Origin of the sequence: Nocardia sp. FDAARGOS_372 (genome assembly GCF_002554515.1) — a bacterium.
In the GTDB taxonomy this organism is placed as follows: Bacteria; Actinomycetota; Actinomycetes; order Mycobacteriales; family Mycobacteriaceae; genus Nocardia; species Nocardia farcinica.
Genome location: NZ_PDDW01000001.1, coordinates 94,389 through 109,803, shown reverse-complemented (window position 1 = coordinate 109,803; position 15,415 = coordinate 94,389). Strand labels below are relative to the sequence as shown.

Below are 15,415 nucleotides of genomic sequence, written 5' to 3'. Positions count from 1 at the left end.
CCGCCCGGCTCGCGGGCCGGGGGCGGACGCCGGGCGGCATCGATCAGCGGCGCTCGCGCCCCGCGGCCCGCCGCTGCGCGCGGTTGCCCGGATAGTGCGGCCCGACCTGCGGGCGACTGGTCGCCTCGAAGCGGTCGTAGGCATCGACGATGTCGGACACCAGCCGGTGCCGCACCACGTCGCTGCTGGTGAGTTCGGCGAAGTGGATGTCCTCGATCTCGGTGAGGATCTCCGTCGCCGCCCGCAAGCCCGACCGCGCCCCGCTGGGCAGATCGACCTGCGTGACGTCACCGGTGACCACGATCTTCGAGCCGAACCCCAACCGCGTCAGGAACATCTTCATCTGCTCGGCCGTGGTGTTCTGCGCCTCGTCCAGAATGATGAAGGAGTCGTTGAGGGTCCGACCACGCATGTACGCCAGGGGGGCGACTTCGATGACGCCGGCGGCCATGAGCTTGGGGATGGCCTCGGGGTCCATCATGTCGTGCAGGGCGTCGTAGAGGGGGCGCAGGTAGGGGTCGATCTTCTCGTTGAGCGTGCCGGGTAGGAAGCCGAGGCGCTCGCCCGCCTCGACCGCCGGGCGGGTGAGGATGATCCGGTTGACCTGCTTGGATTGCAGCGCCTGCACGGCCTTCGCCATCGCCAGGTAGGTCTTGCCGGTGCCCGCGGGGCCGATACCGAACACGATGGTGTTGGCGTCGATGGCGTCGACGTAGCGCTTCTGGTTCAGCGTCTTGGGCCGGATGGTCTTGCCGCGCCGGGACAGGATGTCCAGGCTCAGTACCTCGGCGGGCGACTCGGAGGAGCCCTCGGTGAGCATGGACACCGTGTGCCGCACGGCCTCGGGCGTGATCACCCGGTTGCGGCCGGTGAGCGCGACGAGCTGCTCGATGACCCGCTCGGCCAGCGCGACCTCGGCCGCCTTGCCGGTGAGGGTGACCGAATTGCCGCGAACGTGGATGTCGGCGGCGAGGAGGCGTTCGAGTTCGCGCAGGTTCTCGTCGGCGGAGCCGAGGAACGGGAAGACGGATTCGGGGGCGAGCTCGATGCTGGAACGGACGGTCCGTGCTGCGGGGCCCGTACCATCGCCTGCACCGATGCCGGTCACGGGGTTGGTCGGGTCGCCGATCTCACCATGGGTTCGCAAAAGTGATTAAGCCCGCTTTCCGGTCTCGACAGTAGTTCCGCGCCGAACAGCGACCCGAGAAACCGGCTCCGACGAGCGGCTTCGAGAACTGTTCACCGATACTCGAAGTTTAACGCGGCCCACCGACACCCGACAGGGATTATCCGGGCGGTGCCGGTCACGGCCGGGTCGACACCGCGCCCAGCCCGCCCACCGCTCGCGGCACCTCCGGGTGGACTACCGTCCGATCCCCAGTGCCCGTGCCGCGCGCGCCATGAGCTGGGACATACGCGCGGGGAACGAATCGGGCGCGGGCACCGTCACCGGCCGCACCCGGCCGTTGTGGATCGCGGTGATCTTCCAGCCCGCGCCGGTGCGCAACACGACCAGCGTCTGGCGCGACAGCCTGCGTTTCGGGAGCCGGGAGCGCCACGGCATCAGCACCGACCCCGTGCCGTGCGCGACGGCGACGTCGTCGGTCACGTACCGGATCGATTCGAGGTCGCCGACCAAGGCCGATCCGGCCAGCACACCGCGGAAGAGCTGGTCGTGATTGCGCTGGTGGGTCGCGCGGCCGCGGGCCAGCGTGCCGTCGTAGGACACATAGTCGGAGTCCTCGGTGAACAGTGCGCCGAACGCGTCCGCGTCATTGGCGGTCCAGGCACGCAACATGTCGTGGAACAGCGCTCCGATCGCGGCGTCGTCGGAGGTGCGGTCGAGGCTGGCGTCGGTGTGCATCGGTATCTCCTGCTATTATTCGATGATCGAACAATACGCTAGCAGAAAGTTTCGAATGTCGAAAGATGATCTGATCGCCGAGATCGGCAGGCAACTCCGCCTCCTGCAACGCAGCTTCGACACCTTCGACGAGGCGGCGGCGGCGCATCTGCGGCTGAACCGCACCGATCTGCGCTGCCTGGACGTGGTGTCGGGATCGGACTCGTCGACTCCGGGGGAACTGGCCAGGGAGCTGAAGCTCAGCCCGGCCGCCACGACCACCGTGGTCGACCGGTTGGTGCGGGCCGGGCTCGTGACGCGGGCGCCGGACCCGGCCAACCGTCGCAGGGTGTTGGTCGCGCCCACCGACGCCGCCCGTGCGGCCGCCACGGAGATCTTCGAGCCGGTGGCGGTCGCGGGCGCCGAGGCGCTGGCGCGTTACGACACCGACCAGCTCGCGGTCGTGCTCGACTTCCTGCACACCGCCCTGGACGTCCACCACGACCAGACGATGCGCCTGGTCGCACGGCAGGCGCCACCCGGCGCCGACGACGCCAGGCAATGACATCGACCGGACACGAGTGTCGTTGCGCCGCAAAGCCTCGGGCGGTCCGCCGAACAGTGCACCCGCCGACTGGCCCTCACCAGCGCGGGGTCAGCGCTCCCAGTGCGCCGAGGGCGACCGCCGCGGCGGTGGAGGTGCGCAGGACGGTCGGCCCGAGCAGCGTGACCTGCGCGCCCGCCGCGGCCAACGCGTCGAGTTCGCCGTCGTCGAGGCCGCCCTCCGGGCCGACGATCAACACCACCCGCGACGCCCCGGCGAAGGACAGCTCGGTGAACTTCGCGGTGCCGGACTCGTGCAACGCCGCCACCACCGCGCCCTCGGCCCGCACGCCGCGCACCAGGTCGAGCACGTCGCGGGTGCGATGCAGGTCGGCGACCTCGGGAATGTAGGCGCGGCGGGACTGCCGTGCCGCCGAACGCGCCGCCGAACGCCACTTCTCGACCCCCTTGGCGGCCTTGCCCTCCCAGTTCGCCACGCACCGGGCGGCCTGCCACGGCACGATCGCGTCGGCACCCGCCTCGGTCATGAGGTCGACGGCCAGTTCCGAGCGGTCCGATTTCGGCAGTGCCTGCACGACGGTGACCTCCGGTGCCGGCCGCGGCGCGACGGTGCGCTCCACCACCCGCAGTTCCAGCCGATCGCGCTGGGCGGCAACCACTTCGGAGGCGGCCAGCAGGCCGCGCCCGTCCGACAGGGTGATCGGCTCGCCGACCCGGGTGCGGCGCACGGTCGCGGCGTGCCGCCCCTCGGGGCCGTCCAGCACCGCCACCCGGCCGGGCTCGGGAATGTCGTTTAGGTAGAAGACCGTGGCGGCCAACGGATCAGCGTCCGCTGAACGAGGCCCGCAGCCGGGCGAACAGGCCGCTGTTGTGCTCGGACTGCGCCGACATCACCTCGGCACGGTCGCGGTCGCGCAGCGCCTTGTACTTGCGCAGCAGGTCGGTCTGCTTGCCGTCCAGCTTGGTGGGGATGACGATGTCCAGGTGCGCGAGCAGGTCGCCGCGCACACCGGAACGCAGCTTCGGCATGCCGTGCCCGCGCAGCACCGACACCTCGCCGGGCTGCGTGCCCGGCGGGATGGTCAGTTCGGTGGGGCCGTCGAGGATGGTGTCGATGACGACGGTGGTGCCCAGTGCCGCGTCGACCATCGGCACCCGGATGGTGCAGTGCAGGTCGTCGCCGTCGCGAACGAACACGTCGTGCGGCTGCTCGACGATCTCCACGTACAGGTCACCGGGCGGGCCGCCGCCGGGGCCGACCTCGCCCTGCGCCGCCAGCCGCACCCGCATGCCGTTGGCGACACCGGCGGGGATCGGCGCGGCGATCTCGCGCCGCGCCCGCACCCGGCCGTCGCCGCCGCACTTGTGGCAGGGATCGGGGATGGTCTCCCCGGCGCCGCGACAGGTGGGGCAGGGCCGGGAGGTGAGCACCTGACCGAGGAAGGAGCGCTGCACCGACTGCACTTCGCCCGCGCCGCCGCAGGTCTCGCAGCGGACCGGCTTGGAGTTGCCGTGGGTGCCGGAGCCGTGACACGCGTCGCAGAGCACCGCGGTGTCGACGGTGAGGTGCTTGGTGACGCCGACCGCACACTCGGCGAGGCTGAGCCGGGTCCGCAGCAGCGAATCCGCGCCGGGCTGCACGCGGCCGCGCGGCTTGCGCTGCCCGCCACCCGCGCCGCTCATCCCGCCGAAGAACGCCTCGAACACGTCGCCGAGGCCGCCGAAGCCGGCACCGGAGAAGCCGCCGGCGCCGCCGCCGGACTCGAGCGGGTCGCCGCCCATGTCGACGATCCGGCGCTTCTCCGGATCGGAGAGCACCTCGTAGGCGGTCGACACTTCCTTGAACCTGGCCTGCGCCGCCTCATCCGGGTTGACATCCGGATGGAGCTCGCGCGCCAGCTTCCGGTAGGCGCGCTTGATCTCCTGGTCGGTCGCGTTCCTCGCGACGCCGAGCAGTCCGTAGTAGTCCCGTGCCACTTGAGTTCTCTAGTCCTTGGGTCGCTGTCACTCGCTGCCCCCACCGAATGCCGGTAGCAGCATAAGTCGGATGCACTCAACTTTATCCGGCCAGGAGTTCGAGCGTAGCAGCGCCGTGGGCGGGCACCGGTCTCAGCGCTCGGCCAGGACCTCGCCGATGTAGCGCGCCACCGTCGCCACCGAGGCGATGGTGCCCGGGTAGTCCATCCGGGTGGGCCCGAGCACGCCCATGCCGCCCAGCACCGAGCCGGACACGCCGTAGCCGGTGGTCACGACCGAGGCGCTGCGCATCTCCTCGACCTGGGTCTCCTCGCCGATCCGCACCGTCACCGTGCCCGGCTGCTGCGCCGCGGCCAGCAGCTTGAGCACCACGACCTGTTCCTCGAGCGCCTCGAGCACCTGCCGCAGGGAACCGGGCAGGCCGAAGTCGGCGGCGTTGCGCGTCAGGTTCGCGGTGCCGCCGAGCACCAGCCGCTCCTCGGGATGCTCGACGAGGGTCTCCACCAGCACGGTGGACACCCGAATCAGGACGTCGCGCAGCTGTTGCGGCGCGCTCTCCGGCAGTTCGGCGACCGCGGCGGAGGCGGCGGCGAGCCGCTTGCCGTCCATGGCCGCGCCGAGCAGCGCGCGCAGGGCCGACAGGTCGTCGTCGTCGACCACCGCGCCCAGTTCCACGATCCGCTGATCGACCCGTCCGGTGTCGGTGATGACCACCAGCAGCAGCCGCGCCGGGTTGAGCGCCACCACCTCGATGTGGCGCACCGTCGAGGCCGACACCGTCGGATACTGCACGACCGCGACCTGTCTGGTCAGCTGGGCGAGCAGACGGACACCGCGGCGCAGCACGTCGTCGAGGTCGACACCGGATTCGAGGAACTGCAGGATCGCCCGGCGCTCGGCCGCCGAGAGCGGCTTCACCTCCGAGATCCGGTCCACGAACTGCCGGTAGCCCTTGTCCGTCGGGATCCGGCCGGAACTGGTGTGTGGCTGGGTGATGTACCCCTCGGCCTCCAGCACCGCCATGTCGTTGCGGACCGTCGCGCTGGACACACCAAGGTTGTGCCGTTCGACCAACGTCTTGGAACCGATCGGCTCCTTGGTCGCCACATAGTCCGCGACGATCGCGCGAAGGACCTCGAAGCGCCGATCCTCGGTGCTCGACGACATCGGCCCCACCTCCTCGCTCCTGTAAGTACGTCGCAGGCCCGCCGACGTACCGAGCCCGCGACGACTCACCGCGGTGACCCGGTCGTCCGAGTATCCAGTCTAATTGCCCGCACGCCAATTGCCCGGCGACGCGGGCGTACCGGTGATACCCCGGATCAGCCCCTCCCCGTGGTGAGTTGGGTCACTGTCCGGCGAGCTTGCCCGCCTGCGCGTCCAGCCCCAGCATCGCCAGCAGCGATTCACAGTCCGCCGCGTCCTGCGCGTGCCCGGCGACCGTCCTGGCCGCCACCGCCCGCTTCTGCGCCAACGCCACCTTCTCGGCCGCGCGCATCTCGGCGAATTCGTACTGCTCGGGCACCAGTTGTGCGCGTCGTGTCTCGGCCAATGCGACTCCTCAGGGTTGCCCGGAGCCTACCTGGTCACCAGCCCAGGGCAATACCTGACAATCGATCGTCCGGGCTCACTCCACCAGCCGGCGGACGACGGCGTCGGCGAGGAGGCGGCCGCGGTCGGTGAGGACGAGGTGGGTGGGGGTGCGGGTGGCCAGGCCGTCGGCGACGACGCGGTCGAGGGCGGGGGCGGCGGCGGGGGCGAGGTCGGCCAGGGGCAGGCCGGTGCGCAGGCGGACGGTGAGCATGACCCGCTCGAGGTAGCGCTCGTCGTCGGTGAGGGCTTCCCACCCGGCGGCGGGCAGGCCGCCGCGGGCGACCCGCTCGGCGTAACGGGCGGGGTGTTTGACGTTCCACCAGCGCACGCCGCCGAGGTGGCTGTGCGCGCCGGGACCCGCGCCGAGCCAGTCGCCGCCGTCCCAGTACCCGAGGTTGTGCCGGCAGCGGGCGGATTCGGTTGCGGCCCAGTTGGATACCTCGTACCACGCCAGCCCGGCGGCGGTGAGCCTGCGGTCGATGCGCTCGTAGCGGGCGGCCAGCACGTCCTCGTCGGGGGCGGGCAGTTCCCCGCGCCGGACCCGCCGGGCCAGCGCGGTGCCGTCCTCCACGATCAGCGAGTAGGCCGAGACGTGATCGACGCCCGCGGCCAGCACGGCGTCGAGGGTGGCGTCGAGGTCGGCGTCGGTCTCGCCGGGGGTGCCGTAGATGAGGTCGAGATTGACGTGCTCGAAGCCGGCCGCCCGCGCCTCCCGCGCCGCGGCGACCGCGCGGCCGGGGGTGTGTGTGCGGTCGAGCACGGCCAGCACGTGCTGTGCCGCGGACTGCATGCCGAGCGAGATCCGGGTGTAGCCGGCCTCGCGGAGCCGCTCGAAGAACCGCGGCGAGGTCGACTCGGGATTGGACTCGGTGGTGATCTCGGCGTCGGCGGCGACGGTGAAGTTCGCCCGCACGGCGTCGAGCACCTCGGCCAGCCCCTCGCCACCGAGCAACGAGGGCGTGCCGCCGCCGACGAACACGGTGGCGACCGGCGGGACGGGGCTCGGCAGCCGCCCGAACTGCGCTGCCGCCGTGGCGAGTTCACCGCGCAGCGCCGCCAGCCAGGACTGCGGCGAGGCCGAGGTGCCCAGTTCGCCCGCGGTGTAGGTGTTGAAGTCGCAGTACCCGCAGCGAGTGGCGCAGAACGGCACGTGGACGTAGATGCCGAACGGCCCGCCGCCGAAATCGCGCAGCGCGGGCGCGTCGGCGTCGGGCTGCGTCGGGGATGCGGCGACCGAACTCACCCCTCCAGTGTGCCCGGCCCCGCGCACCGGGCCCGCGCGCGGTCGCACGCCGGTGAACGCGGTCACTCCGCGACGACCGGCGTGTTCTGGTTGGCGGTGAGCAACCAGCGCCCGTCCTCCTTGGTGAGCACGTACATCGGCGTCCCCTCGCTCGCCGGCGCGCCGTCGGCGTCGAAGTAGCGCTGGCGCACCTTCACCGCGGCCACGTCCGGGCGCAGGAACAGCACCCGCTCGATCTCGTAGGTGGCCGATCCGTGCGCGGTGGCGCCGGGTAGCACTCGCGCGGTGAATTCGGCGATCGCGTCGCGGCCGAACAGCCGCTTGCCGTGCCCGGTGGTCCACATGGCGTCCGGGCGGAACTGCCCGACGAACGCGCCGACGTCCTCGGCGGCCTGGGCCCGGTCCACGGCCGCCACCACCTCGCGCAGGGCGGCGAGTTCGGCGTCGGGGTCGGCGGGCAGGTACTGCGGCAGGTTCGCGTCGATGATCATGTCCTCAGCGTGCAACCTCGAGCGGGCTCGAGGTCAACGGCCGCCGGGCGAAACGGACAGATCCCCACCGCGGCGCGGCGGCGGACCTATGACGGCCGTCACACTCGAGCCGCTGAATCCAGGGCATTTCCCGCGATTTCACGGAAAATGCTGGTACCGGGGTTAGAACGGGCCACCGTACATGGCACAATGGGCGTCATGCGCGCATCAGGAGTTCGACTTGTGGCCCGTCGCCACGTCGACTACAAGCGCGTCTGCAGCGCCCGCTGTCTGCCCGGTTCGCACCGGTAGAGCAGCGACGCGTCACGTCCCCGGGTCTCGAACGATCCGTCCGAGCGCAGCCTGTCGCTGATACCGCGGCGCGGGTCAGCCCCTCGCGCCCTCAGCACGGATGTACCACCCACCCAGCAGGAGCGACCCCCATGACGTCGAGCACCGACGCCGGTCCCACCGTTCAGTCCAAGCCCACGCGTGCCCGTACCGGCAAGCCGGTGCGCCGCAAGTCCGAGGGCCAGTGGGCGCTCGGCTACCGCGAGCCGCTGAACCCCAACGAACAGAACAAGAAGGACGACAACCCGCTCAACGTCCGCGCCCGGATCGAGAACATCTACGCGGTCAACGGCTTCGACAGCATCGACAAGAGCGACCTGCGCGGCCGGTTCCGCTGGTGGGGTCTCTACACCCAGCGCGAGCAGGGCTACGACGGCACCTTCACCGGTGACGAGAACATCGACCTGCTCGAGGCGAAGTACTTCATGATGCGGGTGCGCTGCGACGGCGGCGCCCTGAACGTCGCGCAGTTGCGCACCCTCGGCGGCATCTCCACCGAGTTCGCCCGGGATACCGCGGACCTGTCGGATCGGGAGAACCTGCAGTACCACTGGATCGAGATCGAGAACGTGCCGGAGATCTGGCGGCGGCTCGAGGAGGTCGGCCTGCAGACCACCGAGGCCTGCGGCGACTGCCCGCGCGTGGTGCTCGGTTCGCCGCTGGCCGGTGAATCCCTCGACGAGGTGATCGACCCGACCCCGGCGATCCAGGAGATCGTGCGCCGCTACATCGGAGACAAGCGCTACTCGAACCTGCCGCGCAAGTTCAAGACCGCGATCTCCGGCCAGCAGGACGTGGTGCACGAGATCAACGACGTCGCCTTCGTCGGCGTGGTGCATCCCGAGCACGGCCCCGGCCTGGATCTGTGGGTGGGCGGTGGCCTGTCCACGAATCCGATGCTGGCCCAGCGGGTCGGCGCATGGGTGCCGCTGGACGAGGTGCCCGACGTGTGGGAGGCCGTCGTGGCGCTCTACCGCGACTACGGCTACCGCCGCCTGCGCACCAAGGCCCGCCTGAAGTTCCTGATCAAGGACTGGGGCGTGGAGAAGTTCCGCGAGGTGCTCGAGGAGAAGTACCTGAAGCGCAAGCTGATCGACGGGCCCGCGCCGGAGAAGCCGGTCCGCCCGATCGACCACGTGGGCGTGCAGCGGCTGCGCAACGGCCTCAACGCCGTGGGCTTCTCTCCCATCGCCGGCCGCGTGTCCGGCACCGTGCTCACCGAGGTCGCCGACGCGGTCGAGCGCATCGGCTCCGACCGCATCCGCTTCACCCCGTACCAGAAGCTGATCGTGCTCGACGTCGCCGACGACAAGGTCGAACAGCTCATCGCCGAACTCGAACCGCTCGGCCTGCAGGCCCGCCCGTCGGCATGGCGACGAAACCTGCTGGCGTGCAGCGGCATCGAGTTCTGCAAGCTCTCCTTCGTGGAGACCCGCAAGCGCTCCCAGGTGCTCGCCCCCGAGCTGGAGCAGCGCCTGGCCGACATCAACGCCGAGCTGGACGTGCCGATCACGGTGAACATCAACGGCTGCCCGAACTCGTGCGGCCGTTCGCAGATCGCCGACATCGGGTTCAAGGGCCAGCTGGTCGACGACGGCAACGGGAATCAGGTCGAGGGCTTCCAGGTTCATCTGGGTGGCAGCCTCGGGCTGGACAGCGGCTTCGGCCGGAAACTGCGCCAGCACAAGGTGACCAGCGCCGAACTCGGCGACTACATCGAGCGCGTCGTGCGCAACTTCGTCAAGAACCGCGACGGCGGTGAGCGGTTCGCTCAGTGGGCCGTCCGCGCCGACGAGGCCGACCTGCGCTGAGGCGCGGACACCGATTCAGTGGTGACGGGAGATCAACTGTGACAACCCAACTCGCGGAGAAGCTGGCCGAGGACGAGCTGCGGGCCATCGCCGAGCGCGGGGCGGCCGAGCTCGGCCCCGACGCCTCGGCGCAGGACCTGCTGCGCTGGACCGACGAGACCTTCGGCACCGGCTACATCGTCGCCTCGAACATGCAGGACGGCGTGCTGGTGCATCTGGCCGCCCAGGTCCGGGCCGGGGTGGACGTGCTCTTTCTGGACACCGGCTACCACTTCGCCGAGACGATCGGCACCCGGGACGCCGTGGAGGCGGTGTACGGGGTGAACGTGGTGAACGTGCGCCCGGAGCAGTCGGTGGACGAGCAGGACCGGCTGCTCGGCAAGGATCTGTTCGCCCGCGACCCCAACGAGTGCTGCCGGTTGCGCAAGGTGGTGCCGTTGCAGCGCGCGCTGGCCGGCTACAACGCCTGGGTCACCGGCATCCGCCGGGTGGAGGCGCCGACCCGCGCGAACGCGCCGCTGATCTCCTTCGACGAAGCCTTCGGCCTGGTGAAGATCAACCCGATCGCACCGTGGTCGGACGAGGACATGGACAGCTACATCGCCGCGCACGGCATCCTCGTCAATCCCCTGGTGGAGGAGGGTTATCCGTCCATCGGCTGCGCACCGTGCACACGGAAGCCGGAGCCGGGATCCGATCCGCGAAGCGGCCGTTGGGCCGGCCTCGCCAAGACCGAATGCGGGTTGCACCAGTCATGAACGACACCACGATCACCACCGAGACCGCCGAGCGTTCCCTCGGCATCAGCGATTTCGACACCCTCGCCGCGCTCGAGTCCGAGGCCATCCACATCTTCCGTGAGGTCGCGGGCGAGTTCGAGCGGCCGGTGATCCTGTTCTCCGGCGGCAAGGACTCCACGGTGCTGCTGCACGTGGCGCTCAAGGCGTTCTGGCCCGCGCCGCTGCCGTTCGCGCTGCTGCACGTCGACACCGGGCACAACCTGCCCGAGGTGCTGGAGTTCCGGGACAAGGTCGTCGAGAAGTACGGCCTGCGGCTCCATGTCGCCAGTGTCGAGGAGTACCTGGCCGACGGCCGGCTCACCGAGCGACCCGACGGCATCCGCAACCCGCTGCAGACCGTGCCGCTGCTGGACGCCATCTCCGAGAACCGTTTCGACGCGGTGTTCGGCGGCGGCCGCCGCGACGAGGAGCGCTCGCGGGCCAAGGAGCGGATCTTCTCGCTGCGCAACGCCTTCGGCCAGTGGGACCCCAAGCGGCAGCGCCCGGAGCTGTGGAACCTCTACAACGGCCGCCACGCCCCGGGCGAGCACGTGCGCGTGTTCCCGCTGAGCAACTGGACCGAGCTCGACATCTGGCGCTACATCACCCGCGAGAACGTCGACCTGGCCAGCATCTACTACGCCCACCAGCGCCCGGTCTACCAGCGCGACGGCATGTGGATGACCCCCGGCGTGTGGGGCGGCCCGCGCGAGGGCGAGGTGCTCGAGACCCGCTCGGTGCGTTACCGCACCGTCGGCGACGGCTCCACCACCGGCGCGATCCTGTCCGAGGCCGCGACCAACGAGGCGATCCTGGCCGAGGTCGCCGCCTCGCGACTCACCGAACGGGGCGCCACCCGCGGCGACGACCGGGTGTCGGAGGCCGCGATGGAAGACCGCAAGCGAGAGGGTTACTTCTGATGTCCGTTCAGCCGATCACCGCCGAGCGGAACGTGCGCACCGAGCCGCCGACCCAGCTGCTGCGGCTGGCCACCGCCGGTTCCGTCGACGACGGCAAGTCCACCCTGGTGGGCAGGCTGCTCTTCGACACCAAGTCGGTGCTGGCCGACCAGATCGACGCCGTGACCCGCGCGTCGGTGGACAAGGGCCTGGCCACGCCGGATCTCTCGCTGCTGGTCGACGGTCTGCGGGCCGAGCGGGAACAGGGCATCACCATCGATGTGGCCTACCGCTACTTCGCCACGCCCAAGCGCTCGTTCGTGCTCGCCGACACCCCCGGGCACGTCCAGTACACCCGCAACACCGTCTCCGGCGCGTCGACGGCGCAGCTGGTGATCCTGCTGGTCGACGCGCGCAAGGGCGTCATCGAGCAGACCCGCCGCCACGCCGCCGTGCTGGCCCTGCTCGGTGTGCCGAAGCTGGTGCTCGCGGTGAACAAGATCGACCTGGTCGAGGACGCGGCCGAGGTGTTCGCCCGCATCTCCGCGGAGTTCAACGAACTCACCAGTCGGTTGGGCTGGGCCGACGAGGACGTGCTGGAGATCCCGGTCTCGGCGCTGCACGGCGACAACATCGCCGGCCGTTCCGACAACACCCCCTACTACGACGGCCCCTCGCTCATCGAGCACCTGGAGTCGGTGCCGGTGGACGCCGACAGCACCGGCGCCCACTCGATCGGGCTGCGCTTCCCGGTGCAGTACGTGATCCGGCCGCGCACCGCCGAGTACCCGGACTATCGCGGATATGCCGGGCAGATCGCCGCCGGGTCGGTCGCGCCGGGTGACGAGATCGTGGTGCTGCCCTCGGGCGTGCGCACCACCGTCGAGCGCATCGACACCCCCGACGGCGAGCTGGCGGTCGCGCAGACCGGACGCAGCGTGACGCTGATCCTGTCCGACGAGGTCGACATCTCCCGTGGCGACCTGATCGCCTCGGTGGACGACGCGCCCGAGCCGCTGGACACCTTCGACGCCACCGTCTGCTGGCTGGGTGACAAGCCGCTGCGTCCCGGCGCCCGGCTGCTGCTCAAGCACGGCACCCGCACCACCCAGGCCATCGTCGGCGCCCTCATCGAACGCTTCGACGAGCAGCGCCTGGCGGCGCAGGAGAGCCCGGAGGCCTTGGAGCTCAACGACATCGGCCGGATCTCGGTGCGGGTCGCCGAGCCGATCCCGGCCGACGACTACCGGGTCAACCGGCACACCGGCAGCTTCCTGCTCATCGACCCGGCGGGCGGCAACACGCTGGCCGCGGGCCTGGTCGGTGACGTGCTGACGGCGGTCGAGGTCGGTACCGGCGCCTGACATGAACGCTGCGCTCGGCCCGCCGGGGCAGGCTCGCGGGGTGGCCGTCGCGCCGGCGCTCGTCGCCGTCGCGCACGGCAGCCGGGATCCGCGCTCGGCGGCGACCATGTCCGCGGTCGTCGACGCGGTCGCCGCGGCCCGCCCGGAGGTGGACGTGCGGCTGGCCTTCCTCGACCTGAGCACGCCCGCGGTGGCACAGGTCGTCGACGCCGTCGCGGCCCACGGGCACGCGCACGCCGTCGTGGTGCCGTTGCTGCTGGGCAGCGCCTTCCACGCCCGGGTCGATCTGCCGGGTCTGCTGGATGCCGGGCGGGCCGCGCATCCGCGGTTGCGCCTGGAGCAAGCCGAGGTGCTCGGCCCCGATCCCCGGCTGATCGCCGTCCTGGCCGAACGGGTGCGGGCGGCCGACCCGGCGGGCGATCCGGCTCGGCGTGGCGTGGCGGTGGCCGCGGTCGGTTCCTCCTCCCCCGCCGCCAACGCCCGCACCGCCGCGGTGGCCCGCGCACTCACCGCACGGACCGGCTGGCTCACCGAATCCTGTTTCGCCACGGCCGAACCCGGTCTGCCCGCGGCCGTCGCGCGGTTGCGTGCCCGGGGCGCGGACCGGGTCGTGGTCGCGCCGTGGTTCCTGGCGCCCGGCCTGCTGACCGACCGTCTGCACGCGGCCGCGCCCGACGCGATCCACGCCGACGTGCTCGGCGCGCACCGGGCGTTCGCCGAGGTGGTGTGGGACCGCTACGACGCGGCGGTGACGGCCGCGCTGCCGCTGTCGGCCTGAGCTGCTCGTGGCGGCGTTGCCGGGCAGATCACGGTGAGTCGCTGGATCAGACCGGACCGCCGCGCATTTCGAGCGCGATCTGGGCGGCGTCGATGTTCGACAGCGCCGCCTGCAACACCTCGGCGTCGAAAGCGCCGTCGTCGCGCGCGTCCAGGATGGCCGCGCGCTGGGCCGACAGGACCGCCAGCCGGTGCTGCTTCGGCGAGGCGGACGGATCGCGCGGTACCCCGGCCGAGACGGTGCGCAGCAGTTCGAGCACACTCGCGCGCTCGTCCCGCAAGTCGTCGCCCGGCCGGGCGGGGCCGAGCAGGCGGCGCACCAGCGGGCCGACGGTCGCGCCCTGGCACAACAGCGAGAGGGTCGCCACCGCGAACGCGACGAAGATCAACAGCGGCCGGTTCGGGGTGTCCGCGGGCAGGGTCTGCGCGGCGGCGACCGTGATCGCGCCGCGCATCCCGGCCCACACCACCACGAAGCCCTCGCGGGGGCCGAGCGGCTGGGCGAGGAAGTAGTCGATGTCGGCCAGCGCGCGGCGCACCCGGCTACCGGCCCGGCGCACCCGGCGCTCGGGGATCGACCGGCCCGCGGGCTCGCCCTCGGCCACGCGGCGGGCGAGCCGCTCGCCGAACTGCCGGATCCGCGGTTGCAGCGCGACGCTGCGGCGCGCACGGTGGGCCAGGGCGGCCAGCAGCAGCCCCACGTAACCCGCGCGCACCAACAGACCCAGCACCAGCGCACCCACCGCGACCAGCAACGCCGAGCCGATCCCGGCGTGCTCGCGGTGCACCTCGGCGACGATGCCCGACAGATGCAGGCCCATGGTGAGGAAGACGATTCCTTCCAGCACCACCTCGATCGTGCGCCAGTTCTGCGAGTCCGAGAGCCGGTGCCGAGCCGAGAGCATGCGCGGCGCGCGGTACCCGGTGACGATCCCGGCCACCACCGCGGCGACGAGCCCCGACCCGCCGAGCAGTTCGGTGGGGACGGACGCGACGAACGGCACCGTGAACGAAATCACCGTGTTCACCGTCGCATCGGCGACCCGGTGCCGCACCGCCAGATTCGCCCACCCCACCACACCGCCGACCACGACCGCCACCAGCACCGACCACGCGAACGTGCCCACCGCCGCACCGAAGGAGAACGCCGCCGCGGTGGCCGCGATCACGGTGCGCAGCAGCACCAGCGCGGTCGCGTCGTTGAGCAGCGACTCCCCGTCCAGGATCGCGACCACCCGCCGCGGCACGGGCGCCTGCCGGATGATCGAGGTCGCCACCGCATCGGTCGGGCTGATCACCGCGCCCAGCGCGATCCCCCACGCCAGGCTCAGACCGGGAATCGCCCAGGCGAAGAACACCCCGAGGGTCACCGCGGTCAGCACGACCAGCACCACCGAGAGCCCACCGATGGCACCGAAATCGCGGCGGAAGTTCATCGTGGGCATCGCGACGGCGGACGAGTACAGCAGCGGCGGCAGCAAGCCTTCCAGTACCCACTCCGGATCGATCTCCACCTCGGGCACGAAGGGCACCACGCTCCCGACGATGCCCACCGCGACCAGGATCAGCGGCGCGGCCACCCCGAGCTTCGGGCCCACGGTGGCCGCGCCGGCGATCACGATCAGCATCACGACCCCGCCGATCAACAACTCCGCCATGCTCCGACCCTCCCAGATCCGGGCGGACGAATCCCGGACCATCGCCGGGAGCGTCGGAACCGGCTGTCCCCGCTGCCGGATCGCAC

Annotated in this window: 15 protein-coding genes; 6 read left to right on the top strand and 9 right to left on the bottom strand. The window is 71.3% G+C overall.

Annotation, left to right across the window (positions count from 1 at the left end):
* Nucleotides 1-43 precede the first annotated feature (43 nt).
* The gene (locus tag CRM89_RS00670) at nt 44-1,108 is read right to left on the bottom strand and encodes a PhoH family protein (protein ID WP_011207962.1); all 1,065 of its coding nucleotides are present in this window, start codon (nt 1,106-1,108) and stop codon (nt 44-46) included.
* A gap of 255 nt (nt 1,109-1,363) precedes the next feature.
* On the bottom strand, nt 1,364-1,864 hold the full coding sequence (locus tag CRM89_RS00665; RefSeq protein WP_011207959.1) for an SgcJ/EcaC family oxidoreductase: 501 nt from the start codon (nt 1,862-1,864) through the stop codon (nt 1,364-1,366).
* Between the two features lie 55 nt (nt 1,865-1,919).
* Here CRM89_RS00665 and CRM89_RS00660 point away from each other — a divergent pair, with 55 nt between their 5' ends.
* Nucleotides 1,920-2,408, top strand: a complete 489-nt coding sequence (locus CRM89_RS00660; RefSeq protein ID WP_098082990.1) for a MarR family winged helix-turn-helix transcriptional regulator — start codon at nt 1,920-1,922, stop codon at nt 2,406-2,408.
* Nucleotides 2,409-2,484: 76 nt separating this feature from the next.
* Here the strand turns inward: CRM89_RS00660 and CRM89_RS00655 are convergent, their stop codons facing one another.
* The 6 genes from CRM89_RS00655 to CRM89_RS00635 all read right to left on the bottom strand — a co-directional run bounded on the left by CRM89_RS00655 (nt 2,485) and on the right by CRM89_RS00635 (nt 7,711).
* Complete coding sequence (locus CRM89_RS00655; RefSeq protein WP_098082989.1) at nt 2,485-3,225, bottom strand: 16S rRNA (uracil(1498)-N(3))-methyltransferase; 741 nt, start codon at nt 3,223-3,225, stop codon at nt 2,485-2,487.
* A gap of 4 nt (nt 3,226-3,229) precedes the next feature.
* Nucleotides 3,230-4,384: a molecular chaperone DnaJ gene (dnaJ, locus tag CRM89_RS00650; RefSeq protein WP_060592790.1), complete on the bottom strand. Its 1,155-nt coding sequence runs from the start codon at nt 4,382-4,384 to the stop codon at nt 3,230-3,232.
* Nucleotides 4,385-4,516: 132 nt separating this feature from the next.
* Entirely contained in the window at nt 4,517-5,551 is a 1,035-nt protein-coding gene (gene hrcA, locus CRM89_RS00645; RefSeq protein WP_041559945.1) for a heat-inducible transcriptional repressor HrcA, read from the bottom strand.
* A gap of 181 nt (nt 5,552-5,732) precedes the next feature.
* Nucleotides 5,733-5,936, bottom strand: coding sequence for a hypothetical protein (locus tag CRM89_RS30275; RefSeq protein WP_011207954.1), 204 nt, complete (start codon nt 5,934-5,936; stop codon nt 5,733-5,735).
* Between the two features lie 75 nt (nt 5,937-6,011).
* The gene (hemW, locus tag CRM89_RS00640; RefSeq protein ID WP_228822016.1) at nt 6,012-7,169 is read right to left on the bottom strand and encodes a radical SAM family heme chaperone HemW; all 1,158 of its coding nucleotides are present in this window, start codon (nt 7,167-7,169) and stop codon (nt 6,012-6,014) included.
* Between the two features lie 113 nt (nt 7,170-7,282).
* The gene (locus CRM89_RS00635) at nt 7,283-7,711 is read right to left on the bottom strand and encodes an SgcJ/EcaC family oxidoreductase (protein WP_098082987.1); all 429 of its coding nucleotides are present in this window, start codon (nt 7,709-7,711) and stop codon (nt 7,283-7,285) included.
* Between the two features lie 422 nt (nt 7,712-8,133).
* Between CRM89_RS00635 and CRM89_RS00630 the strand changes: the two genes are divergently transcribed.
* From CRM89_RS00630 to CRM89_RS00610, 5 genes are read left to right on the top strand one after another with little or no spacing between them, the layout of a single operon-like run.
* The gene (locus CRM89_RS00630) at nt 8,134-9,852 is read left to right on the top strand and encodes a nitrite/sulfite reductase (RefSeq protein WP_060592793.1); all 1,719 of its coding nucleotides are present in this window, start codon (nt 8,134-8,136) and stop codon (nt 9,850-9,852) included.
* Between the two features lie 38 nt (nt 9,853-9,890).
* Entirely contained in the window at nt 9,891-10,610 is a 720-nt protein-coding gene (locus tag CRM89_RS00625) for a phosphoadenylyl-sulfate reductase (protein WP_098082986.1), read from the top strand.
* Entirely contained in the window at nt 10,607-11,551 is a 945-nt protein-coding gene (cysD, locus tag CRM89_RS00620) for a sulfate adenylyltransferase subunit CysD (RefSeq protein WP_011207947.1), read from the top strand. Before CRM89_RS00625 ends, cysD begins: the two co-directional genes overlap by 4 nt.
* On the top strand, nt 11,551-12,894 hold the full coding sequence (locus CRM89_RS00615) for a sulfate adenylyltransferase subunit 1 (protein ID WP_011207946.1): 1,344 nt from the start codon (nt 11,551-11,553) through the stop codon (nt 12,892-12,894). Before cysD ends, CRM89_RS00615 begins: the two co-directional genes overlap by 1 nt.
* Before the next feature lies 1 nt (nt 12,895).
* Complete coding sequence (locus CRM89_RS00610; RefSeq protein ID WP_098082985.1) at nt 12,896-13,672, top strand: sirohydrochlorin chelatase; 777 nt, start codon at nt 12,896-12,898, stop codon at nt 13,670-13,672.
* Between the two features lie 46 nt (nt 13,673-13,718).
* Here CRM89_RS00610 and CRM89_RS00605 read toward each other — a convergent pair whose 3' ends face one another.
* The gene (locus tag CRM89_RS00605; RefSeq protein WP_098086843.1) at nt 13,719-15,329 is read right to left on the bottom strand and encodes a sodium:proton antiporter; all 1,611 of its coding nucleotides are present in this window, start codon (nt 15,327-15,329) and stop codon (nt 13,719-13,721) included.
* Nucleotides 15,330-15,415: the final 86 nt, after the last annotated feature.

Coding starts and splice junctions, on each gene's coding strand:
- CRM89_RS00665 (WP_011207959.1), bottom strand. CDS start 1,864: ATGCACACCGACGCCAGCCTCGACCGCACCTCCGACGACGCCGCGATC.
- CRM89_RS00660 (WP_098082990.1), top strand. CDS start 1,920: ATGTCGAAAGATGATCTGATCGCCGAGATCGGCAGGCAACTCCGCCTC.
- hrcA (WP_041559945.1), bottom strand. CDS start 5,551: ATGTCGTCGAGCACCGAGGATCGGCGCTTCGAGGTCCTTCGCGCGATC.
- CRM89_RS00635 (WP_098082987.1), bottom strand. CDS start 7,711: ATGATCATCGACGCGAACCTGCCGCAGTACCTGCCCGCCGACCCCGAC.
- CRM89_RS00630 (WP_060592793.1), top strand. CDS start 8,134: ATGACGTCGAGCACCGACGCCGGTCCCACCGTTCAGTCCAAGCCCACG.
- cysD (WP_011207947.1), top strand. CDS start 10,607: ATGAACGACACCACGATCACCACCGAGACCGCCGAGCGTTCCCTCGGC.
- CRM89_RS00615 (WP_011207946.1), top strand. CDS start 11,551: ATGTCCGTTCAGCCGATCACCGCCGAGCGGAACGTGCGCACCGAGCCG.
- CRM89_RS00610 (WP_098082985.1), top strand. CDS start 12,896: ATGAACGCTGCGCTCGGCCCGCCGGGGCAGGCTCGCGGGGTGGCCGTC.
- CRM89_RS00605 (WP_098086843.1), bottom strand. CDS start 15,329: ATGGCGGAGTTGTTGATCGGCGGGGTCGTGATGCTGATCGTGATCGCC.